The sequence below is a fragment of the Serratia sp. GW822-FHT06E05 genome (assembly GCF_058799445.1).
Window position 1 is genome coordinate 24841 of record NZ_JBXALM010000008.1, and the last position, 22409, is coordinate 47249.

At 55.6% G+C, this 22409-nt stretch carries 21 protein-coding genes and 1 other annotated feature; of the genes, 12 read left to right on the forward strand and 9 right to left on the reverse strand.

Features of this window, described 5'->3' with window-relative positions; all coding sequences use genetic code 11:
• Positions 1-105: 105 nt before the first annotated feature.
• Genes yfiB through yfiR form a run of 3 tightly spaced genes read right to left on the reverse strand, consistent with a single transcriptional unit; the run spans position 106 to position 2497 of the window.
• Positions 106-603 (reverse strand): outer membrane lipoprotein YfiB, encoded by a 498-nt coding sequence (gene yfiB / locus AC1RKC_RS17630; RefSeq protein ID WP_020825128.1) that lies wholly within the window; start codon positions 601-603, stop codon positions 106-108.
• Positions 604-638: 35 nt separating this feature from the next.
• A complete protein-coding gene (gene dgcN / locus AC1RKC_RS17635) occupies positions 639-1886 on the reverse strand; it encodes a diguanylate cyclase DgcN/YfiN (RefSeq protein ID WP_048762898.1) in 1248 nt (415 codons plus the stop codon).
• On the reverse strand, positions 1883-2497 hold the full coding sequence (yfiR, locus tag AC1RKC_RS17640; protein ID WP_020825130.1) for a regulatory sequestration protein YfiR: 615 nt from the start codon (positions 2495-2497) through the stop codon (positions 1883-1885). The genes dgcN and yfiR overlap by 4 nt, the downstream gene beginning before the upstream one ends.
• 737 nt (positions 2498-3234) lie before the next feature.
• Between yfiR and sltY the strand changes: the two genes are divergently transcribed.
• Together sltY and trpR are read left to right on the forward strand one after the other, a co-directional pair.
• Entirely contained in the window at positions 3235-5163 is a 1929-nt protein-coding gene (gene sltY, locus AC1RKC_RS17645; protein WP_020825131.1) for a murein transglycosylase, read from the forward strand.
• Between the two features lie 55 nt (positions 5164-5218).
• Positions 5219-5548, forward strand: coding sequence for a trp operon repressor (trpR, locus tag AC1RKC_RS17650; protein WP_020825132.1), 330 nt, complete (start codon positions 5219-5221; stop codon positions 5546-5548).
• Positions 5549-5569: 21 nt separating this feature from the next.
• On the opposite strand, the gene yjjX is transcribed toward trpR, so the two are convergent.
• Positions 5570-6109 carry an inosine/xanthosine triphosphatase gene (yjjX, locus tag AC1RKC_RS17655; protein WP_020825133.1) on the reverse strand — a complete coding sequence of 180 codons (540 nt, stop codon included), beginning with the start codon at positions 6107-6109 and terminating at the stop codon, positions 5570-5572.
• A gap of 111 nt (positions 6110-6220) precedes the next feature.
• Here yjjX and gpmB point away from each other — a divergent pair, with 111 nt between their 5' ends.
• The gene (gene gpmB / locus AC1RKC_RS17660) at positions 6221-6868 is read left to right on the forward strand and encodes a 2,3-diphosphoglycerate-dependent phosphoglycerate mutase GpmB (RefSeq protein WP_020825134.1); all 648 of its coding nucleotides are present in this window, start codon (positions 6221-6223) and stop codon (positions 6866-6868) included.
• Here the strand turns inward: gpmB and robA are convergent.
• A complete protein-coding gene (gene robA, locus AC1RKC_RS17665; RefSeq protein ID WP_020825135.1) occupies positions 6865-7734 on the reverse strand; it encodes an MDR efflux pump AcrAB transcriptional activator RobA in 870 nt (289 codons plus the stop codon). The genes gpmB and robA overlap by 4 nt on opposite strands.
• A gap of 342 nt (positions 7735-8076) precedes the next feature.
• Between robA and creA the strand changes: the two genes are divergently transcribed.
• A complete protein-coding gene (gene creA / locus AC1RKC_RS17670) occupies positions 8077-8556 on the forward strand; it encodes a protein CreA (protein WP_020825136.1) in 480 nt (159 codons plus the stop codon).
• Positions 8557-8600: 44 nt separating this feature from the next.
• Here the strand turns inward: creA and arcA are convergent, their stop codons facing one another.
• Entirely contained in the window at positions 8601-9317 is a 717-nt protein-coding gene (arcA, locus tag AC1RKC_RS17675; protein ID WP_004949989.1) for a two-component system response regulator ArcA, read from the reverse strand.
• A 633-nt stretch (positions 9318-9950) separates the two neighbouring features.
• Here arcA and AC1RKC_RS17680 point away from each other — a divergent pair.
• The 5 genes from AC1RKC_RS17680 (at position 9951) to thrC (ending at position 15684) form a co-directional block, all read left to right on the forward strand.
• Positions 9951-10637: a tRNA/rRNA methyltransferase gene (locus AC1RKC_RS17680; RefSeq protein ID WP_020825137.1), complete on the forward strand. Its 687-nt coding sequence runs from the start codon at positions 9951-9953 to the stop codon at positions 10635-10637.
• Positions 10638-10849: 212 nt separating this feature from the next.
• Positions 10850-10918, forward strand: a complete 69-nt coding sequence (gene thrL / locus AC1RKC_RS17685; RefSeq protein ID WP_071998276.1) for a thr operon leader peptide — start codon at positions 10850-10852, stop codon at positions 10916-10918.
• Positions 10857-10975: a sequence feature (Thr leader region), on the forward strand. Its footprint overlaps the gene before it by 62 nt.
• A 25-nt stretch (positions 10976-11000) precedes the next feature.
• Positions 11001-13460: a bifunctional aspartate kinase/homoserine dehydrogenase I gene (thrA, locus tag AC1RKC_RS17690; RefSeq protein WP_201895758.1), complete on the forward strand. Its 2460-nt coding sequence runs from the start codon at positions 11001-11003 to the stop codon at positions 13458-13460.
• 1 nt (position 13461) lies between these two features.
• Positions 13462-14391: a homoserine kinase gene (gene thrB / locus AC1RKC_RS17695; RefSeq protein WP_044554113.1), complete on the forward strand. Its 930-nt coding sequence runs from the start codon at positions 13462-13464 to the stop codon at positions 14389-14391.
• A gap of 3 nt (positions 14392-14394) precedes the next feature.
• Complete coding sequence (gene thrC, locus AC1RKC_RS17700; protein ID WP_020825140.1) at positions 14395-15684, forward strand: threonine synthase; 1290 nt, start codon at positions 14395-14397, stop codon at positions 15682-15684.
• Between the two features lie 63 nt (positions 15685-15747).
• On the opposite strand, the gene yaaA is transcribed toward thrC, so the two are convergent.
• Positions 15748-16521 (reverse strand): peroxide stress protein YaaA, encoded by a 774-nt coding sequence (gene yaaA, locus AC1RKC_RS17705; protein ID WP_046374550.1) that lies wholly within the window; start codon positions 16519-16521, stop codon positions 15748-15750.
• 105 nt (positions 16522-16626) lie between these two features.
• Positions 16627-18051: an alanine/glycine:cation symporter family protein gene (locus AC1RKC_RS17710; RefSeq protein ID WP_046374549.1), complete on the reverse strand. Its 1425-nt coding sequence runs from the start codon at positions 18049-18051 to the stop codon at positions 16627-16629.
• A gap of 381 nt (positions 18052-18432) precedes the next feature.
• Here AC1RKC_RS17710 and tal point away from each other — a divergent pair, with 381 nt between their 5' ends.
• The 3 genes from tal to AC1RKC_RS17725 all read left to right on the forward strand — a co-directional run bounded on the left by tal (position 18433) and on the right by AC1RKC_RS17725 (position 21555).
• Positions 18433-19386: a transaldolase gene (gene tal, locus AC1RKC_RS17715; RefSeq protein ID WP_020825143.1), complete on the forward strand. Its 954-nt coding sequence runs from the start codon at positions 18433-18435 to the stop codon at positions 19384-19386.
• A 150-nt stretch (positions 19387-19536) separates the two neighbouring features.
• A complete protein-coding gene (mog, locus tag AC1RKC_RS17720) occupies positions 19537-20124 on the forward strand; it encodes a molybdopterin adenylyltransferase (protein ID WP_493092650.1) in 588 nt (195 codons plus the stop codon).
• A 123-nt stretch (positions 20125-20247) separates the two neighbouring features.
• On the forward strand, positions 20248-21555 hold the full coding sequence (locus AC1RKC_RS17725) for an MFS transporter (RefSeq protein ID WP_493092651.1): 1308 nt from the start codon (positions 20248-20250) through the stop codon (positions 21553-21555).
• A 51-nt stretch (positions 21556-21606) separates the two neighbouring features.
• On the opposite strand, the gene satP is transcribed toward AC1RKC_RS17725, so the two are convergent.
• A complete protein-coding gene (satP, locus tag AC1RKC_RS17730; RefSeq protein WP_041415204.1) occupies positions 21607-22206 on the reverse strand; it encodes an acetate uptake transporter in 600 nt (199 codons plus the stop codon).
• Positions 22207-22409: the final 203 nt, after the last annotated feature.

The following is a 22409-nucleotide window of genomic DNA, read 5'->3' on the forward strand; positions in this document are numbered from 1 at the left end:
TGTCTGGCTGCGGAGTGTAGCCCGTTTCGAAAGCGGATCCCAGACATCACTCAGCGATCGCTAAGTATAACCGGTTATGCGCCCGTGAAGGCGCATATTGGTGGCTTAAGGAGTGACGACGATCGCGACGCGGCGGTTTTCCGCCCGGCCGCTGGAGGTGCGGTTATCGGCGACCGGGTCGCGTTTGCCCATGCCGCGAGTTTCGATGTTAGCGCGTGGGATGCCTACGCTGGCCAGCAGGTCGGCCACCGCATTGGCGCGGCGCAGCGAGAGCTGGTCGTTATAGCTGTCTTCACCGTAATTATCCGTGTGACCGTCCAGACGGAATTTGGTGATGCCGACGCTCATCAGTGCACGGCCCATTTTCTGTACCGTGTCGGTGCTTTCCGGGTTCAGCTTGCCCACGTTGTTGCCGAACAGCACCTTGTCGGACAGGCCAAATTCCCAGCCGTTATCCGTCAGTTTGAACCCTTGCGACTGCAACAGGGCAATCTGCTCGGGCGTCAGGCCCTGCGGCTTGCTCTGACAGCCGGCGAGCGCCAGCAGGGCGATAAACATCATCGTCAGCAGTGAAAAACGGTTTTTTAGTGTTTGCTGTATCATAATCAAATCCCTAGTTTTATTTTATAGCCGGGGCTTTATTTTTGTATTGCCAGCCGCCAGCCTCCGTTATAACGATGCTTGGCCTGGTACATCGCATCGTCAGCTTCGTGCAAGAGCCCCTGAGGCGTCACCGCATGTTCAGGGTAAAGTGCAATACCGATACTCAAAGAGGAAATGACCTCTTCGCCGTTCGGTAACATCACCGGTTGGGTCATGCAGTCGATAATGTTATCGGCAATCTGCAGTACATCTTCCGTAGTGTGGACCGGTGCCAACAGTACGGCGAACTCATCACCTCCTAAACGTGCAACCAGGTCGCTCTCGCGTAACTGCGCGCGGATACGCCCGGCAATGGTGGTCAGCACTACGTCGCCGGCGGCGTGGCCGTAGCTGTCGTTAACTTCCTTGAAGCGATCGCCGTCGATAAACAGCACCGCCAGTTTTTCGGGTGACTCGATGTCTCCCAGCGCGCGACTCAGTCGGCCTTCGAAGAAAGCGCGGTTTGGCAAGCCGGTCAGGCTGTCGTGGGTCGCCCGGTGGGTCAGCGAGTCATTCTCCTGTTTCAGGTGCGCCTGCCAGGCTTCCAGTTCGTCAAGCAGGCCATTAAAGTCGCTGCTCAGCTCATGCAGTTCGGCAATCGGTGCCGAAGGCACCCGCAGCCCAAAGGCGCGATCGCGCCGTACCGCATGCGCCACGTTAGCGATATCGTCCAGCGAGCGGACGATCCCCTGCAACATGCGGCGCGACAGTACCAGCGCACACAGGGTACTGAGCACCAGACAGGCGATCATGCCTACCATACCGCGTAGCAAAAAACGCAGCAGGCTGCCGCCGTGGCCACTTAACCACACTTTGCCGACTTCTTTGCCTTCGTGAGTGATCGGCAGGATCACCGGTTGTGGCAACGCCCAGTGCGCCACGACTTGCTCCATGCCGTGCAGTGGGCCATCCTTGGGATGGTGCCAGGTCGCAAGCACTTTGCCGTTGTTGTTCAGAATCCTGGCTTCCGACACTTCCTCTTTAGAGGCGATCAGCACCAGGGCTTCGCGGGCGGCGGCACGGTCTTCGAACACCACGGCGGCTTCAACGGTATAGCTGATGGAGCGCGCGATCAGATGCAGGTTATGGTTGGCATAGGCGCGCAGTGCAAACAGCGCCACCAGGGTCAGGAAGATCCCCGCAGTACCCACGGCAATCAGCGCCAGCCCAAGGTGTACTCTTTGCAGTACCCGGCCCAGCGTAGGGCGTGACTGACCCGAACGGTTCTTGCGCAACCACTTCATAGCGGGGGCGCCTGTTTGCGTGCCAACTGCAACACGTTGGGGTGAACGCGCACGCCGCTACGTGCCAGCGCATCGAGATTGGCTTTAAAACTCGCGGTATCCCCTTCGATTTGCAGGCAGAACGCGCTGCCGGCTGAGCATTCAACATCGTTCTCGCTAATGCTGAGAATGGAATGGCCGCTGATACGCTGTATAAAATTCTGCTTCTGACCAGCGTTAACATTGCCCAAATAAATAACATCGCAGCCGGTGCTCAGCAGCGGACTGTCAAAGGATACGCGTTCGGCCTTAATGGGCCGCGGAGCACTAAGCAGGATCGGATCGAACAGGCCTTCGGCATACTGGGTGGGTGCCGTCACACACAGTCGGATCGGATTGGGTTCGCTGGGCCAGCGGGCATAGCTGATAATGCCTACCACCACGGTGGTGACGGCATGGATGCGATTTTGATAAGGATCACCGGTTTCGGGGCGGGCTGAACCGGGAAAGGCCAGCAGGGTGAGCAGCACCAGCGACAACAGGCGGCCGTAGTCCAGACGTGCGCAAATGAAACTCGCAAGAGAATTTTTTGCGCAGGTCGCTAACCACGCGGCATTATTTGCCATCTTCATCTGCCATTCCTGCCCAGATCCGCAGTACCGATGCGGCAACATAACAATGAGAAGCCTGACCCGCTCGAAGGGATAATTGCCTTACTGAAAACTGTCAATCGCACTGCCTGATGAACACTATCTACCCATTATTGGCGCGGATTGTATTATAAGATATCCCGGTTGCGCGCTTTATGTGCCGTTTTCTCAGAATTATCTTACCTTTTTTTAATAGTATAAAAACGTCCGTCAGGGTTTGCCAGGCGTTTTCTGCAAAGTTAGCCCGCCCGGCCTGAGGTTTGGGGCATTTGCGCAACGGCGTTGTCGTCGGCCAGGAAATATATCCTGCATGACTAATTATTTCAGATGACTTCATCTTATTGTCGGCAGCGCTTATTAATAATAAATGAGCTGCTCGTTTCCAGTGTTAACCTCGGGTTAATGATTAATACGCTGTCTTTGGCGCCGGCTTTATTTTATTTGTCAGCGAGGGTAAACCTTTTTTACCTGAAGCCCTTCGTGACGATAAACTTCATCTACAGTAGTGAATGGATAAGCGATCGCGCTGTCTATGGTAGATGGCTGAGCCAGTCACTCAGCGCCTCCTTTTGTTCTGGCGTGCCGGATGAAGCGATATCCCACGACAGAGCGCGAAACACTCGGAGAGCCGTTTCACTGTCCGTTGGCTGCTGGCGTAGCGCGGCAACGGGGGAATCGGCTCTGGCAACACCATCAGCATTAGCGAGGAAAGAGTCAGTATGGTCAAGGTAGACAAGTGGCGGTTTTTGGCTGTGGGCCTGTGCCTGACGGCATTCTCAGGCGCCGCATTGGCGGACTCGCTGGACGCCCAGCGTCAGCGTTACCTGCAGATTAAACAGGCGTGGGACAGTAAGCAGATGGACGTCGTGGCGCAATTGATGCCGACGCTGCGTGATTACCCGCTATACCCTTATCTGGAATACCGTGAGCTGACGCAAGATCTCAGTCAGGCTGGGTTCTCCGAGGTGAACGATTTTATCAAACAGCATCCGACGCTGCCGCCGGCCAAATCATTGGCCCCGCGCTTTGTTAACGAGCTGGCACGGCGTGAAGACTGGCGCACCCTATTGGCCTTTAGCCCACAGGCGCCTAAACCTATAGCTGCGCGTTGCAATTACTACTACGCCAAATGGGCCACCGGCGATCAACAGGCGGCCTGGAGCGGTGCTGAAGACGTTTGGATGAGCGGTAAATCGTTACCGGGCTCCTGTGACAAGCTGTTCAGCGTCTGGAAGGGCTCCGGCAAACAGACACCATCGGCGATACTGGAGCGCATGAAACTGGCGTTGAAAGAGGGCAACAGCGGCCTGGTCAACAGCTTGTACCGTCAGTTGCCGTCAGATTACCAAACCATGGGCGATGCATTGGTGCGTCTGCAAAACGATCCGGCCACGGTAGAATCCTTTGCCCGTAGCGTAGGGCCAACAGATTTTACCCGTGCCGCGACCGGCATCGCTTTTGAACGCCTGGCCCGCCAGGATGTAGAAAATGCTCGCGCGATGATCCCGACGCTGGTGCGCCTGCAGAAAATGAGCGACAGCGAGCGGTTGGGGTTGGAAGAGGCGGTGGCCTGGCGCCTGATGGGTAGCGATGCCACCTTCGAACAGACCCAATGGCGCGATAAGGTGATCCTGCGCAGTCAGTCTCCGGCTCTGCTGGAACGTCGTGTGCGTATGGCATTGGGCAATGGCGATCGCCAGGGGGTGGCTACCTGGCTGGCTCGCCTGCCAGCGGAGTCTCGCAATAAAGACGAGTGGCGTTACTGGCGTGCAAGCCTGCTGCTGGATGAAGGCAAACGCAGTGAAGGTGAAGAGATCCTGCGTCGCCTGATGAACGAACGCGGTTTCTATCCAATGGTGGCGGCGCAGAAACTGAATAAGCCTTACCCGGTAATGGTGGCCGTGGCGGCGAAACCTCGCGCTTCGCTGGTGGACGGACCGGAGATTGCCCGGGTACGCGAACTGATGTACTGGAATATGGATAATCTGGCGCGCAGCGAGTGGACCTCGTTTGTGTCCAGCCGCAGTCGTCCGGAACAGGAAGCGCTGGCGCGTTATGCATTCGAGCAAAAATGGGCCGATCTCAGCGTGCAGGCAACCATCGTTGGCAAACTGTGGGATCACCTTGAAGAGCGCTTCCCGGTAGCCTGGCCGCAAGAGTTCCGGGCCGCGACCGATGACAAGGGGATCACGCCGAGCTACGCCATGGCGATAGCCCGTCAGGAGAGCGCCTGGAACCCGAAAGCCCAGTCACCGGTAGGGGCTAGCGGCCTGATGCAGGTGATGCCGCGTACCGCGCAGCATACGGTGCAGATGTACAATATTCCCGGCTACTCAAGCCCAAGCCAGCTGCTTGATCCCCGGGTTAACATTACCATCGGTACCAGCTACCTGGAGTATGTGTACCAGCAGTTTGGGCGTAACCGTATTCTGTCATCGGCGGCCTACAACGCCGGTCCATCGCGGGTAAATACCTGGTTGGGCAACAGCGAAGGGCGGGTAGATGCGGTGGCGTTTGTCGAAAGCATCCCGTTCTCGGAAACCCGTTCTTATGTGAAGAACGTACTGGCCTATGACGCATTTTATCGCTACCTCATGCATCGTCCGGCCAAGGTGCTGACCGATGCCGAGTGGCAGAGGCGTTATTGATTTTTGCGGCGCTATGGTATGCTGCTGTACTAGTTAAATAGTATGGTGGCTTGCCATGACGCAATTATCGCTTAACGACCCGGCTCTTTCAGAACAAGGCAATGAGGATTGGCTGCGCTTTGTCGCGCTGCTGCAGAATTCGTTCGCCCAGGATCTGCATCAACCTCTGCTGCAACTGCTGCTGACGCCGGACGAAAGAACGGCCTTGGGGACGCGGGTGCGGATTATTCAGGAACTGATGCGCGGTGAGATGAGCCAGCGTGAGCTGAAGAACGAGCTGGGGGCCGGTATTGCCACCATCACTCGTGGTTCGAACAGCCTGAAGGCGGCGACGCCGGCGTTGAAGCAGTGGCTGGAGCAGCAATTGCTGGGCGAGGCACCTTAGTCGCGCCACGCCCGCATGCGCTTATTTTTGCGGCGCGTTGTTATGGTTTTGGTAGATCGGGTTGTGGAAGGGCACCAGTGCCAACAGCAGAGCCTGATGGTAAACGCTGGTGCGGCTCAACCGCCCATCGGTGAAGATACCGATAGCGCCGCCCTGGCGCTTCACTTCGGCATTGCCGGTGATGGTCGCCATTTCCGTCCCCAATTCGCGGCCGGCGCGAATTCCCTGTAAAATCGTCTCCGGCAGCATCAGACTGGCTGAACGCGATTCGCCCCGGGTGTACGGGTTTTCCACCGTCATCCAGGCGAAGGTCATATTCTCTTCGATACCCGCTTCCACGCCGACCCAAAAGTCGGCCTCCGGGCGTACCTGGCGTGCTTCCATGACGCGCTGGCGTGCACCGGTACGGGTTTCGAGATTGCCGATGGGTTGTAGTGAGACACCGCTGGCGACGTCGACCGATTCAATGCGGCATTGGTCTACGCCAAAGGTGTCCTCAAAGGCCAACTGAATAGCCTTAATCTTTGCCGGGTTGGTAGTTGCAGCGACAACATGATACATAACGGGTTTAGCATCCTTAAGCTAAGAGCCTATTCAATACGTCAGACGCTTGCGCAAGCGGCCTGTGACGAAGATAAACTCAGGTTTCACGCAGTATAACGGAAAAGCAAAATGTTACAGGTATACCTCGTTCGCCACGGCGAAACGGAATGGAATGCGGCTCGCCGTATCCAGGGTCAGTCCGACAGCCCGTTAACCGCCCACGGTGAACATCAGGCTCATCTGGTTGCCCAACGCGTCAGCAAGCTCGGCATCACGCACGTGATTACCAGCGATTTGGGGCGTACCCGACGCACCGCGCAAATCATCGCAGAAGCCTGCGGTTGCGAGGTGATAAACGATCCACGTTTGCGCGAGTTACACATGGGGGTTCTGGAAGAACGCCTGATCGACAGCCTGACGCCGCAGGAAGAGCAGTGGCGCAAGCAGATGGTCGATGGTACTGCTGACGGCCGTATCCCTCAAGGTGAATCCATGAGCGAGCTGGGTGGGCGGATGCGCGAGGCGCTGGAAAGCTGCCTGATGCTGCCGGAGGGGAGCAAACCGCTGATCGTTAGCCACGGTATCGCGTTGGGTTGTTTGATCAGCACCGTGCTCGGGTTACCTGCCTATGCCGAACGTCGCCTGCGTTTACGCAACTGTTCGCTGTCACGTGTCGACTATCAGCAGAGCCCATGGTTGGCTTCCGGCTGGATTGTCGAAACGGCGGGCGATATCACGCATCTGGACATGCCCGCACTCGACGAACTGCAACGTTAACGGCGGATCGGGATCAAATAGTCGCAGTTGATCTCGGTCGGCGGTTGGGGTGGCCGACGGTCACCCTTGGGATAAAAGCGCTCAATGTCGTGCCCTTTGCGGCGCGTGAGTTTGAGTGCCGGCAGACAAGTGCCGTACAGCGTCAGAATAAAGTCCTGCAGGCCAGAGGCTGGGCCTTCATAACTGAACATCGCATACTCGCCACCCTGCAGCGTCAGCGGCTGCCCAGCCTGAATTTCCTTCGGAACGTGATGCGGTTCCAGCGCCGTGGTGTACAGCACTTCCTGCTCGTCGTCCTTTTCCTGGCTTGGACGCGAATGGTGCAGACCGTACAGTACCGGCGGCAGCGTCTCCGCTTCGCCCAGGTATTGGCGCCAGAACTGTGAACGCAGCTCGGTACGGAAGTTTGAAATTTGCTCCAGCGTGCACGAATAGCTTTGCGTCAGGCCAATCAGGTGCAGTTCCGGTAGTGTGACAAACTCTGGCTGCGGCAGGGTAAAGGCGCCCAAGCGAATTGGCGGACAGATGCCGAATGCGCTCCAGTCTTCGGCGCGGCGATACAACGCCGGCGTTTGCGCAAACTGTTTTTTAAATGCGCGAGTGAATGTCTGCTGCGAGTCGAAGCGATACTGTAAGGCGATATCCAGAATAGGGCGGCTGGTTAAACGCAGCGCCACCGCAGCCTTGGATAATCTCCTTGCCCGGATATAAGCGCCGATGGCGTTACCGGTAATATCTTTGAACATCCGTTGTAGATGCCATTTTGAGTAACCCGCTTTCGCCGCCACGTTGTCCAGCGACAAGGGTTGGTCCAAATGGCTTTCCAGCCAGCTAAGCAGATCACGAATGATACCGGCTTGATCCATAGATCTTCCTCGTAGAGCTTTAGGGTTGAGACCCGAACTGTTTATTCATCACGCTGGTGCTTGCGCTATCAGACCAATCCATGAGCCATTTTGCGTAGCACTCTTTGCCTCTCGCTGCGGGTTGCGCGAAAGCTGGACAGGGACACACCTTAAAGGGCGCAAAGAAATAACGACGCCGCATAATAGCAATTTTTTTCCTCCGAGACTCTCAAAGATTTTTTTCACGCTCTGTGCTAAAAAGACCGGTGCGGACCAGAAAAAGGCCCATTCTGTGACCTAAAACATAAACAATATTAATTGCCTGAACTCAGTTTCATGATTCAGGTTATTGGAGTTAAGTGAATGAAAAAAGGATGGATATTTTTGTTTGGTTTAGTTTGCGCAACGGTAAATAGTGCGCAAGCAGAACAGGTTGGCTCAGTGGATACAGTATTTAAACTCTTCGGTCCGGACCACAAAATCGTGGTGGAAGCGTTCGACGATCCTGATGTTAAAAATGTAACTTGTTATATCAGCCGAGCCAAAACCGGCGGCATTAAAGGCGGGCTGGGATTGGCGGAGGATACTGCGGATGCGGCCATTTCTTGCCAGCAGGTCGGGCCGATTGCGCTGAACGATAAAATCAAAAACGGCAAGGCGGAAGGGACTGTGGTGTTCCAAAAGCGGACGTCGCTGGTGTTCAAGAAGCTGCAGGTGGTACGCTTCTACGATTCAGCTCGTAATGCGTTGATTTATCTGAGCTACTCAGATCGTGTGGTGGATGGTTCGCCGAAGAACGCGCTGAGCGCGGTGCCGATCATCCCTTGGGGTGAGGCAAAATAAGAGACTTGGGGTTCAACTGAACCCCAACTATTTTAACGCGAGACTTACTCTTCCAGATCGCCGCAGAAACGGTAGCCTTCACCGTGAATGGTAGCGATGATTTCAGGCGTGTCCGGCGTGGATTCGAAGTGCTTGCGGATGCGACGAATGGTCACGTCCACGGTGCGGTCATGCGGTTTCAGCTCGCGACCGGTCATCTTCTTCAGCAGTTCGCCACGGGATTGGATCTTGCCCGGGTTTTCGCAGAAGTGCAGCATGGCGCGGAATTCACTGCGCGGCAATTTGTATTGCTCGCCCGCTGGGCTGATCAGTGAGCGGCTGTTGATGTCCAGCTCCCAACCGTTGAACTTATAGCTTTCAACCAGACGGCGTTCTTCGCCGACGCTGCCCAGGTTCATGGTGCGGGACAGCAGGTTGCGTGCGCGAATGGTCAGTTCACGTGGATTAAATGGCTTGGTGATATAGTCATCAGCGCCGATTTCCAATCCGAGGATCTTATCAACTTCGTTATCACGGCCGGTCAGGAACATCAGCGCAACGCTGGCCTGTTCGCGCAGTTCACGCGCCAGCAGCAGGCCATTTTTGCCTGGCAGATTGATGTCCATGATAACCAGATTGATATCATTTTCAGACAGGATGTTGTGCATCTCTGCACCATCATTGGCTTCATGAACAACGTAGCCTTCCGCCTCGAAAATGCTCTTCAGGGTGTTACGAGTGACTAACTCGTCTTCGACAATCAGAATGTGCGGGGTCTGCATATTTGCTACCTAAAATTGCCAACAAAATAGAAAATAGGAAGTACAGAAGTCTTTGTTTTCTTAGCGGAGGGCAGAGATTAGCGCTCACGTTCCCTCTTACCAAATGACTACAGTACGTAAACTCGTTCTTGATGCACTTTCCATCTCATGTCAACAAGATCGCTAGCTTGGTGGGGGTGCTATTCCTTACATCCCCAAAGGTGCCAAAACGGCGCATATCCTAACCCTATTAACAGCAATATAACAGTGCGTACCGAATTCATCACCCAACAAAACTAAGCTTTGTTGACATATATCAAATTCAATTGTAGCACGTTAACAGTTTTGTGAAAAACACTTACAGAAATGCCAGCTTAAGTCACAGAACCATAAATTCTGTGTACGATTCAGCATTGTTGTGCCTAATGAGGTCGAATTAACGGCTTATTGATAAAGCAGTTATATTAACACCTTGATTAATAAGAGTAGTAAATCATAAGAAGTAATAATATGTATTCCGTGCCATTTATAAGGCCAATAGCGCATTTACCCCTGTCTATCGTGGTGCGCGGGATTATTGTTGCACACTTGTAAATATAATCAGAGTATCCTGAACAGTCAAAAACCTGCGATCCCTTATTCAGTGGAGTATTGATGCAGCTGCATATTGTTTTAGTGGCTCCGGCACGGCCGGAAAACGTCGGCGCTGCGGCGCGGGCAATGAAAACCATGGGTTTTACTTCGTTGCGCATTGTCGACAGCGAAGCGCACCTGCAGCCGGCAGCGCGTTGGGTTGCTCATGGGGCGGGGGATATCCTCGACGGCGTGCAAACTTTCGCCACGCTGGAACAGGCACTGGCGGACGTAGATTTCACCGTAGCCACCACGGCCCGCAGCCGTGCGCGTTTTCATTATTACTGTACGCCGCAGCAACTGTTGGGCCAACTGAGTGAGCGCAGCCAGTGGGTGAACCAGGCGGCGCTGGTGTTTGGCCGTGAAGATTCCGGCCTGACCAATGAGGAGCTGGAACTGGCGGATTTGCTGACCGGCGTACCTATGCAGGCGGATTACCCTTCGCTCAATCTCGGTCAGGCGGTGATGGTGTACTGTTATCAACTGTCAGAGCTGATGAACGTCAGTGCGCCACAAGAGCCGGTAGCCAACGAGGGGCAACTCAAGGCATTACGTCAGCGCGCTGAGGGATTATTGGCGGCGCTGGAGGTCAGCGACGATCAAAAATTGCGCGACTGGCTGCATCAACGTCTTGGTGTTCTGCAACAGCGGGACACGGCGATGCTGCATACTTTGTTGCACGATATCGAAAAAAAACTGACAAAGTGATACCCGTAAACATGGCTAATTTTGCAGTGTGATCCACTGCAAATTTGCCGCCTGCCTGTCTTTTTGTTCTGTCATCTGGCTTTTCATCTCTCGCATCGCCCGGTTAGCCTGCTGGACGATAAATAAGCAAAAACAAGAAATAATTTGACTTGGGATAGCGATTGCTTTAACCAATAGAGGGGACAGAGTATTTAATGAGACAGACAGACAAAATGCGAAACATCAGCCTGAACACAACAATTATTACCACCACCGATACCACAGGTAACGGGGCGGGCTGACGCGTACAGGAAACAAAAGAAAAAAGCCCGCACCTAACCAGTGCGGGCTTTTTTTTCGGCTTAAATTCGGGAGAGACAAGAAATGCGAGTGCTGAAATTTGGCGGAACCTCGGTAGCGAATGCAGAACGTTTTCTGCGCGTTGCCGACATCATGGAAAGTAATGCACGTCAAGGACAGGTGGCCACGGTCTTGTCCGCTCCGGCTAAAATCACTAACCACCTGGTGGCAATGATTGAAAAAACGGTAGCGGGGCAAGACATTCTGCCAAATATGAGCGATGCAGAGCGCATCTTCGCCGACCTGCTGAGCGGACTGGCGCAGGCGTTGCCCGGCTTTGAGTACGATCGCCTCAAGACGTTTGTCGATCAGGAGTTCGCCCAGCTCAAGCAGGTGCTGCATGGCGTTGCGTTGCTTGGACAGTGCCCGGACAGCGTGAATGCGGCCATTATCTGCCGCGGCGAGAAGCTCTCCATCGCCATCATGGAAGGGGTGTTTCGCGCCAAAGGTTTCCCGGTCACGGTGATTAATCCGGTTGAAAAGCTACTGGCACAGGGGCATTACCTGGAGTCCACGGTAGATATCGCAGAATCTACATTGCGTATCGCCGCATCGGCCATCCCGGCGGATCACATTCTGCTGATGGCCGGTTTCACCGCCGGCAACGACAAGGGCGAATTGGTGGTGCTGGGCCGTAACGGTTCCGACTACTCTGCCGCGGTGCTGGCTGCCTGTTTGCGCGCCGACTGTTGCGAGATCTGGACCGACGTTGACGGCGTTTATACCTGTGACCCACGCACCGTGCCGGATGCCAGGCTGTTGAAATCGATGTCGTACCAGGAAGCCATGGAGCTTTCCTATTTCGGCGCCAGCGTTCTCCACCCCCGCACCATTGCCCCCATCGCCCAGTTCCAAATCCCCTGCCTGATCAAAAACACCGCTAATCCACAGGCGCCAGGCACGCTGATTGGCGGCGAAAATCTGGATTCCGATACGCCGGTGAAGGGCATCACCAACCTGAACAATATGGCGATGATCAACGTCTCCGGTCCGGGGATGAAAGGCATGGTCGGCATGGCGGCGCGGGTGTTTGCCGTAATGTCGCGCGCCGGCATCTCTGTGGTGCTGATCACCCAGTCGTCATCCGAATACAGTATCAGTTTCTGCGTGCCGCAGAGCGAACTGCAACGTGCGCGTCGGGCGCTGGAAGACGAGTTCTATCTTGAATTGAAAGACGGCCTGCTGGAGCCGCTGGACGTAATGGAACAGTTGGCGATCATCTCGGTGGTCGGCGACGGCATGCGTACCCTGCGCGGCATTTCGGCCAGCTTCTTCTCTGCGCTGGCTCGCGCCAATATCAACATTGTCGCTATTGCTCAGGGCTCTTCTGAACGCTCCATCTCGGTGGTGGTCAGCAATGATTCCGCGACCACCGGGGTGCGCGTTTGCCATCAGATGTTGTTCAATACCGATCAGGTGATTGAAGTGTTTGTCATCGGCGTTGGTGGCGTGGGCGGCGCGTTGATCGAGCAGATTTACCGTCAGCAACCTTGGCTGAAACAAAAGCATATCGACCTGCGGGTGTGCGGCATTGCCAATTCGCGTGCCATGTTGACCAACATTCACGGCATTCAGCTTGAAAGCTGGCGTGATGAGCTGGCCGGCGCGCAAGAGCCGTTCAACCTGGGGCGTTTGATTCGTTTGGTGAAGGAGTACCACCTGCTGAACCCGGTGATTGTCGACTGCACCTCCAGCCAGGCCGTTGCCGATCAATACGCGGACTTCCTGGCGGATGGATTCCACGTGGTGACGCCGAACAAAAAGGCCAACACCTCGTCGATGAACTACTACCAACAGTTGCGCACCGCCGCGGCCGGTTCGCGCCGCAAGTTTCTGTATGACACCAACGTCGGCGCGGGCTTGCCGGTGATCGAAAACCTGCAAAACCTACTGAACGCCGGTGATGAGCTGACGCGTTTCTCCGGCATCCTGTCCGGTTCGCTGTCGTTTATTTTCGGCAAACTGGACGAGGGCATGTCGCTGTCGGCGGCGACCCTGGAGGCCAAGGCCAAAGGATATACCGAGCCGGATCCACGTGACGACCTTTCCGGTATGGACGTGGCCCGCAAGCTGCTGATCCTGGCCCGTGAAGCGGGGTACAAACTGGAACTGGAAGATATTGAGGTCGAGTCGGCGCTGCCGCCTTCCTTTGACGCCTCCGGGGATGTGGAAACCTTTATGGCGCGCCTGCCGGAACTGGATAAAGAGTATGCTCGCAATGTGGCCAACGCCGCTGAGCAGGGCAAGGTGCTGCGCTACGTCGGCGTCATTGAAAATGGCCGCTGTCAGGTTCGCATAGATGCGGTAGATGGCAACGATCCGTTGTATAAAGTGAAGAACGGCGAGAACGCCTTGGCTTTCTACAGCCGTTACTATCAGCCGTTGCCGTTGGTACTGCGTGGCTACGGTGCCGGTAACGATGTGACTGCAGCAGGGGTCTTCGCCGATCTGTTGCGCACACTGTCATGGAAGTTGGGAGTTTAATATGGTTAAGGTGTATGCGCCGGCCTCAATTGGCAACGTAAGCGTCGGCTTTGACGTTCTGGGTGCAGCGGTGTCACCGATCGACGGTACCTTGCTGGGCGACTGCGTCAGCGTCGAGGCTGCCGCCACGTTCAGCCTGCAGAACGCCGGTCGCTTCGTCAGCAAACTGCCGGACGATCCAAAAGAGAATATCGTTTATCAGTGCTGGCAGCGTTTCTGTCAGGAGATCGGCCGTGAGATCCCGGTGGCGATGCGGCTGGAGAAAAACATGCCGATCGGTTCAGGATTGGGTTCCAGCGCCTGCTCGGTGGTTGCCGGGCTGATGGCGATGAATGAATTCTGCAACCGTCCGCTGGATAAAATGACCCTGCTGAGCCTGATGGGCGAGCTGGAAGGCCGCATCTCCGGCAGCGTGCATTACGACAACGTGGCGCCTTGCTACCTTGGCGGCTTGCAACTGATGCTGGAAGAAGAAGGCTTCATCAGCCAGGAAGTGCCATGCTTTAAAGACTGGCTGTGGGTGATGGCCTATCCGGGCATCAAGGTGTCCACCGCCGAAGCGCGCGCGATTTTACCCGCGCAGTATCGTCGTCAGGACTGTATCAGTCACGGTCGCTATCTGGCGGGCTTTATTCATGCCTGCCATACCCAGCAGCCGCGTTTGGCCGCCAAACTGATGCAGGACGTGATTGCCGAGCCGTACCGCACCCGCCTGCTGCCGGGCTTTGCCGATGCGCGTAAAGCTGCGCAGGATATAGGTGCGCTGGCTTGCGGTATTTCCGGCTCCGGCCCGACGCTGTTCGCCGTCTGTGATGATGGCGCTACGGCTCAACGCATGGCCGATTGGCTGACTAATCACTATCTGCAAAACGACGAAGGTTTTGTTCATATTTGCCGTCTGGATACCGCAGGCGCACGACTACTGGGATAACGCATGAAACTGTACAACCTTAAGGATCACAACGAGCAGGTCAGCTTCGCGCAGGCGATCAAACAAGGCCTGGGCAAACAGCAAGGGCTGTTTTTCCCGCTGGAACTGCCGGAATTTGAATTGACCGAAATCGATCATCTGCTGGAGCAGGATTTTGTCACCCGCAGCAGCCGCATCCTGTCGGCGTTTATTGGCGATGAAGTTTCCGAAGAGGCTCTGCATAAGCGCGTAGCGGCGGCCTTTGAATTCCCGGCACCGGTGGCGCAAGTGGAAGACGACATCGCGTGCCTGGAGCTGTTCCACGGCCCGACGCTGGCGTTCAAAGACTTCGGCGGCCGCTTTATGGCGCAAATGCTGGCGGAAGTGGCAGGCGATCAGCCGGTGACTATCCTGACGGCGACCTCCGGCGATACCGGCGCGGCGGTGGCACATGCTTTCTACGGCCTGAAGAATGTTCGCGTGGTGATCCTTTACCCGCAGGGCAAAATCAGCCCGTTGCAGGAAAAACTGTTCTGCACCCTGGGCGGCAACATTCACACCGTGGCGATTGATGGCGACTTCGATGCCTGCCAGGCCCTGGTCAAGCAGGCGTTTGACGATCAGGAACTGAAAGAAGCGCTGCACCTGAACTCGGCCAACTCGATCAATATCAGCCGCCTGCTGGCGCAGATTTGCTACTACTTCGAAGCGGTAGCGCAACTGCCGCAGGAAGCACGTAATCAACTGGTGATTTCGGTACCCAGCGGTAACTTCGGCGATCTGACCGCCGGCTTGTTGGCCAAATCACTGGGACTGCCGGTGAAGCGTTTTATCGCCGCGACCAATGCCAACGATACTGTGCCGCGCTTCCTGACGAATGGTCAGTGGCAGCCACACGCCACGGTGGCTACGCTTTCGAATGCGATGGACGTCAGCCAGCCGAATAACTGGCCGCGCGTAGAAGAGCTGTTCCGTCGCAAGATCTGGCAGTTGAAAGAACTGGGGCACGCAACGGTGAGTGACGAAACCACCAAGGACAGCATGCGTGAGCTGGCGCAACTGGGCTACCTTTCTGAGCCGCATGCGGCAATCGCTTATCGCGCGTTGCGTGACCAATTGAAGGAAGGGGAGTTTGGCTTGTTCCTCGGTACTGCGCATCCGGCCAAGTTCAAAGAGAGCGTAGAGGAAATTCTCGGTCAGGAGCTGCCCCTGCCCAAGGCGCTGGCGCTGCGCGCCGATTTGCCGCTGTTGTCCCACAATCTGCCGGCCAGCTTTGGCGAACTGCGTAAGTTCCTGATGGCCTTGCCTGCCTGATCCCGCTGGGGGCATAAAGCGAAAAGCCGTCATTGCGACGGCTTTTTTTATGGGCGTGGCGGATTACTGCTCGGGGCGTTTGAACACCAGTTCGTTGCCTTTGGAGTCGGCTTCATCGAAGGCGTAACCTTCCAGGTTGAAACCAAGCAGTTGTTCGCGCTGCGTCAGGCGATTCTTGATGATATAGCGGCTCATCAATCCACGCGCCTTCTTGGCGTAGAAGCTGATCACTTTGTATTTGCCGTTCTTTTCGTCGAGGAACACCGGTTTAATCAGCGTGCCGTGCAGTTTGGTCGGCTTCACCGATTTGAAGTATTCGTCGGAAGCCAGGTTGACCACCACGTCGTCGCCCTGTTGCTCCAGCGCTTCGTTAAGCTTTTTGGTGATCTGCTCGCCCCAGAAGCTGTACAAATCCTTGCCCTTGGCGTTCTCCAGTTTGATGCCCATCTCCAGACGGTAAGGCATCATCAGATCGAGCGGGCGCAGCACGCCGTACAGCCCGGACAGCATGCGCAGGTGCTGCTGGGCGAAGTCAAAATCGCCCTCGCTGAAGTCCTGTGCGTGCAAACCGGTATAGACGTCGCCTTTGAAAGCCAGCAGGGCCTGGCGAGCATTGTCCGGGGTGAACTTTGGCTGCCAGTCGCCAAAGCGAGCGGCGTTCAACCCGGCCAGTTTGTCGCTGATGCCCATCAGTTTGGAGATTTGTACCGGCGTCAGCTCGCGGCAGATTTTGATCAGCTGCTTAGATTTGTCCAGCAGTTCCGGCTGAGTGAAGCGTTCTGTCGCCAATGGGCTTTCGTAATCAAGGGTTTTTGCAGGTGAAATAATAACGAGCATGGCCAGATCCTGTTTATCCAAGAAGGGGTACTGTAGCAAAAAGCGCGGGAAAAAGGGTCAATGGGTCTGATAGGCAGGGCGCGTGCCAGACGCGCCCGTAAAAACTCAGTTTTTATCCCATACGCCGGGTTCCAACTGAGATTTCAGTTCAGGGAAGCGGTTGGCGTCGAAAGTGGGTAATTTGCCCAGCGTACGCTGGCGGTGGTAATCGTTGGCCAGTTTCAGCGCCACTTTTGACAGTAGCAGGATCGCCGTCAGGTTGGTGATGGCCATTAACGCCATTGAGGTGTCAGCCATTTTCCAGACAACCGGCAATTCAGCCAGCGCACCAAACATCACCATGCCCAGTGCGGCACAGCGGAAAACCAGCAGGCCGGCCGGGTGGTTGCGCTCGAGGAACACCAGATTACTTTCGGCATAGGCATAGTTAGCGATAATCGAGGTAAAGGCGAAAAAGAAAATGGCGATGGCAACAAAGGGAGCACCCCAACTGCCGACGGCGGTGGACAAGGCTCGCTGAGTCATGTCGATACCACTGACATTGGCTACCGGCTGATCCAGTACGCCGGACGACAGAATAATCGCGGCGGTTGCGCTGCAAATCACGATGGTATCGATAAAGACACCGAGCATTTGCACGTAGCCCTGAGATGCAGGGTGCGGTGGGTAAGGGGAGGCGGAAGCCGCCGCGTTGGGCGCGGAACCCATACCGGCTTCGTTGGAGAACAGGCCACGTTGAACGCCCTGGGTCATTGCCTGCGAAATACCATAGCCGACGGCACCTGCCGCCGCTTCCTGCAGCCCGAAGGCGCTCTTGAACACCAGCGACAAGATTGCCGGCATATGCTCGATATTCTGGCCAATCACCCAGAATGCCAGCAGTAGATAAGCCGCAGCCATCAGTGGCACCACCCATTCAGCCACGCGGGCAACCGAGCGGATACCGCCGAAGATGACCAGACCGCTCAGTACGACCAGACCGATACCGATATACAGAGGCTTCACGTTGAAGGCAACGGCGGAGGCCTGGGCAATGGAATTGGCCTGCACGGCATTGAACACTAATCCGAAGGCCACTATCAGAAAGATGGAGAACAGCACGCCCATCCAGCGCATGCCCAGCCCTTTTTCCATATAGTAAGCTGGCCCGCCGCGGAAGTTGCCCTGATCGTCTTTGGTTTTGTAGAGCTGCGCCAGGCTGCTTTCGACAAAGGAAGTGGCCATGCCGATGAACGCCACCACCCACATCCAAAAGATGGCCCCGGGGCCGCCAGCGGTAAGGGCAATAGCCACGCCAGTCAGATTACCGGTGCCTACGCGTGCGGCGAGGGTGGTGCATAAAGCTTGAAAAGAGGAGATGCCCGCGCTGTCGCTTTTGTTGCTGTGTTTGAGCACCGAGAACATGTGGCCGAAATGGCGAACCTGGATAAAGCGGGTACGCAGGGTAAAATAAATGCCTGCGCCAAGCAGTAAATAAATCAGTACCGAACCCCACAAAATATTATTTATAAAATTCATCAGGTCCGTCACGGATCCCTCCTTGTTGTTATTTTTTGTGCACCGCGCCGCATCCACCGCGGGTGAAGATATATTGATTGAATTTTTACAAGAGCTTAGCTGAAACCAGTCGGGTTCCGAGCAATTGAGATTTTTCTCAGATCACTGGCCCTATTGCATCAATTTTCGCGAATTTAACATAATTTATTCAATCGATAGCACGTTATTGCCTTTTCTTCAGCTCGGGAATGACGAAAGATACGAGCGTAAACGGTTGCTCGCTCAAGGATAAAACCAGCGCCGCCGGGCCGCGATTTTCCAGCCTTGCACCGGGCCTTGCGCATGTTATTATCAGGGCAGGGCATGGTTGAACGATGCCAAAAGTTCATGCACAAACGATGAGATAATGCCAACATGACCGATAAATTAACTTCCCTGCGCCAACTCACTACCGTGGTTGCAGATACGGGCGATATCGCGGCAATGAAGCTGTATCAACCGCAAGATGCTACAACCAACCCTTCGCTGATCCTCAATGCAGCCCAAATTCCTGAATACCGCAAACTGATTGACGAAGCCATTGCCTGGGCGCGTGAGCAGAGCAGCGATCGCGAACAGCAGATCGCCGACGCCGCCGACAAGCTGGCCGTCAACATCGGTCTGGAAATCCTTAAGCTGGTTCCTGGCCGTATCTCTACCGAAGTGGACGCACGTCTGTCCTACGATACCGTGGCCAGCGTTGCCAAGGCCAAGCGCCTGATCAAGCTGTACAACGATGCCGGCATCAGTAACGACCGCATCCTGATCAAACTGGCTTCTACCTGGCAGGGCATCCGCGCGGCAGAGCAGTTGGAGAAAGAAGGCATCAACTGTAACCTGACGCTGCTGTTCTCCTTCGCTCAGGCGCGTGCCTGTGCCGAAGCTGGCGTGTACCTGATCTCTCCGTTTGTTGGTCGTATCCTCGACTGGTACAAAGCCAACGGCGACAAGAAAGAGTTCGCGCCAAACGAAGATCCAGGTGTGGTTTCCGTTACCGAGATCTACCAGTATTACAAAGAGCACGGTTACAAAACCGTGGTGATGGGCGCCAGCTTCCGTAACGTCGGTGAAATCATCGAACTGGCTGGCTGTGACCGTCTGACCATCGCCCCTGCACTGCTGAAAGAGCTGGCAGAGAGCGAAGGTTCCCTGGAGCGTAAACTGGCTTACACCGGCGAAGTGAAAGCGCGTCCTGCGGCGCTGACCGAGCCTGAGTTCTACTGGCAGCACAACCAGGATCCAATGGCGGTTGAGAAACTGACCGACGGTATCCGCAAGTTTGCCGTAGACCAGGGCAAGCTGGAAAAAATGATCGCCGATCTGCTGTAATTCAGGCAGTCAGCGCAGAAAAAGGTGGCTTAGGCCGCCTTTTTTTATGCCCGCAGATCCCCGGCGCGGGCAGACACCTTATACTCTCGGGATGAATAACAGGGCGGGAAGCGAACCCGCTCGAACCCCATTAGGCTGTAGAGGTTACGCATGGACATATTACGTATTGGTTTGGTTTCAGTTTCTGACCGCGCTTCCGGCGGCGTTTACCAGGACAAAGGCATACCGGCTTTGGAAGCGTGGCTGACCGACGCGCTGGGCACGCCGTTCAAACTGGAAACCCGCCTGATCCCCGATGAGCAAACGTTAATCGAGCAAACCCTGTGTGAGCTGGTGGATGAAATGGGCTGCCATCTGGTGTTGACGACCGGCGGTACCGGGCCGGCGCGACGTGACGTGACCCCAGACGCCACGCTGGCGATCGCCGATCGCGTGATGCCTGGCTTCGGCGAGCAAATGCGTCAAATCAGCCTACACTATGTGCCAACGGCAATTCTTTCACGCCAGGTGGGGGCGATCCGCAAGCAGGCGCTGATCATCAACCTGCCGGGACAACCGAAGTCAATCAAGGAAACGCTGGAAGGGGTCAAGGACGAACAGGGCAAGGTGGTGGTGCATGGTATCTTCGCCAGCGTGCCGTACTGCATTCAGTTGCTCGAGGGGCCTTATGTGGAAACTCAGGCTGAAGTGGTAGCAGCATTTAGGCCGAAGAATGCGCGTCGCGAGATAAACCTCTAAATTTCAGCGTTATGTGAGATAAGCCCCAAGCGTTCTGGTGTGAAAATATTTTGCCGTTATAGTAAGGATTCGTTTACAGAAGCCGCTGGCTTTTATTTTAACAGTCTCCTCTGACGGTACCCTATGCCTCACGATAATAATCGCCGGTTAAACCGGCAAGACTACAAAACTCTGACGTTAGCTGCCCTGGGCGGAGCGCTGGAGTTCTATGACTTCATCATTTTCGTCTTCTTTGCTGCGGTGATGGGCGAACTTTTCTTCCCGGCGGATATGCCTGAATGGCTGCGTCAGGTGCAAACCTTCGGCATCTTTGCCGCCGGTTACCTGGCCCGCCCGTTGGGCGGCATCGTCATGGCACACTTCGGCGATTTGGTCGGCCGTAAGAAGATGTTCAGCCTGAGCATCCTGCTGATGGCGCTACCGACGCTGGGCATGGGCCTGTTACCGACCTACGCCAGCATCGGTATTGCCGCGCCGCTCTTGCTGCTGCTGATGCGCGTGCTGCAGGGGGCAGCGATTGGTGGTGAAGTGCCGGGGGCCTGGGTGTTTGTTGCCGAACACGTGCCGCGCCGCCGCATTGGTTTCGCCTGCGGTACCCTGACCGCCGGTCTGACGGTCGGTATCTTGCTGGGCTCGTTGGTGGCGACGGTGATCAACACTACGCTCAGCCAACAGACCATCGCCGAGGGGGGCTGGCGCATTCCTTTCCTGCTGGGCGGCATTTTCGGCCTGGTGGCGATGTACCTGCGCCGTTGGTTGCAGGAAACGCCAATTTTCATCGAGATGCAGGCGCGCAAAGCCCTGGCGGAGGAGCTGCCGCTGAAATCCGTGATGCTTAACCATCGCAAGGAAGTGGTGGTGTCGATGCTGCTGACCTGGCTGCTGTCCGCCGGTATCGTGGTGGTGATCCTGATGACCCCGACTTACTTGCAAAAGCAATTTGGCATTGCCCCGGCGCTGTCGCTGCAGGCGAACAGCATTGCCACCATCATGCTGATTGCTGGCTGCATTACCGCCGGTTTGGCGGCGGATCGCTTCGGTGCCAGCAAGACCTTTATCGTTGGCAGTTTGCTGTTGGCCGGCTGCAGTTGGCTATTTTATCGGACGGTGGGAGAACACCCGGAAATGCTGTTCGCCTGCTATGCGCTGGTAGGCTTCAGCGTGGGCGTGGTGGGCGCTGTACCCTATGTGATGGTGCGGGCTTTCCCGGCGGAAGTGCGATTTACCGGTATTTCGTTCTCATATAATGTCGCATACGCTATTTTTGGGGGTTTAACCCCAATATTTGTGACGTTGATCATGAAGTTAACCCCGTTAGCACCCGCTTACTACGTATTGGCGTTGTCGGGGATAGGACTGCTGCTGGGGATTTACCTCCATCGCGATCTGAACAGCGAAACCAAGGCGCAACGCGCCGGTTCTTACAGCTAAAAAAAAGCCCTGCAATCAACCGCAGGGCTTTTCATTTCAGGTTAATGACGCTTATGCCACTGCCCGGATAGGTTCTACATTGTTGACGCTGGGTTCGCCAATCGGCAGCACCGTACGGCCAAACTGCTCGTTGAGCACTTCCGCCATAGCCAGGTAGATGGCGCTGGCACCGCAGATGATGCCTTCGTAGCCGGCAAATTTCAGCAGCGCAGGGTTGCCGGTGATGTTACCTACGGCCAGCAGGGCGAACAGCAGCGTCAGGCTGCCGAACACGAACTGCAGCACGCGGTTGGCGCGCAGAGTGCCGAAGAACATGAACAGGGTGAAGACGCCCCACAGTGCCAGATAGATCCCCAGCACGCTGGCGTCGGTTGGTTCAGCCAGGCCCAGGCGCGGCAGCAGCAGCAGCCCGACCAGGCTCAGCCAGAAGCTGCCGTAAGAGATAAAGGCCGTCATGCCGAAGGTATTGCCTTTCTTGTATTCCAGCAGGCCAGCCATAATCTGGGCCAGTCCACCGAAGAAAATCCCCATGCTGATGATGGAAGAGTTCAATGGGAAAAAGCCCGCGTTGTGCAGGTTCAGCAAGACGGTGGTCATCCCGAAGCCCATCAGGCCGAGAGGGCCGGGATTCGCCAACTTGTTGGTGTGCATATGTCCTCTGCGATAACAGAATTTTAACGAAAATGGATAGGTAAATTCATAAATGGTCTGAATGGCCGAAAAACCTATAACTTCCATCAGAGCGCGCGGCATCATAATGATCCCCAGAACAGGAAACAATGATCTGAGTGACGATAAAAACGAATTTTTTTTTTGCCCTGCCCCTTGATGCTGGATTGTATGGCCCCATCTTA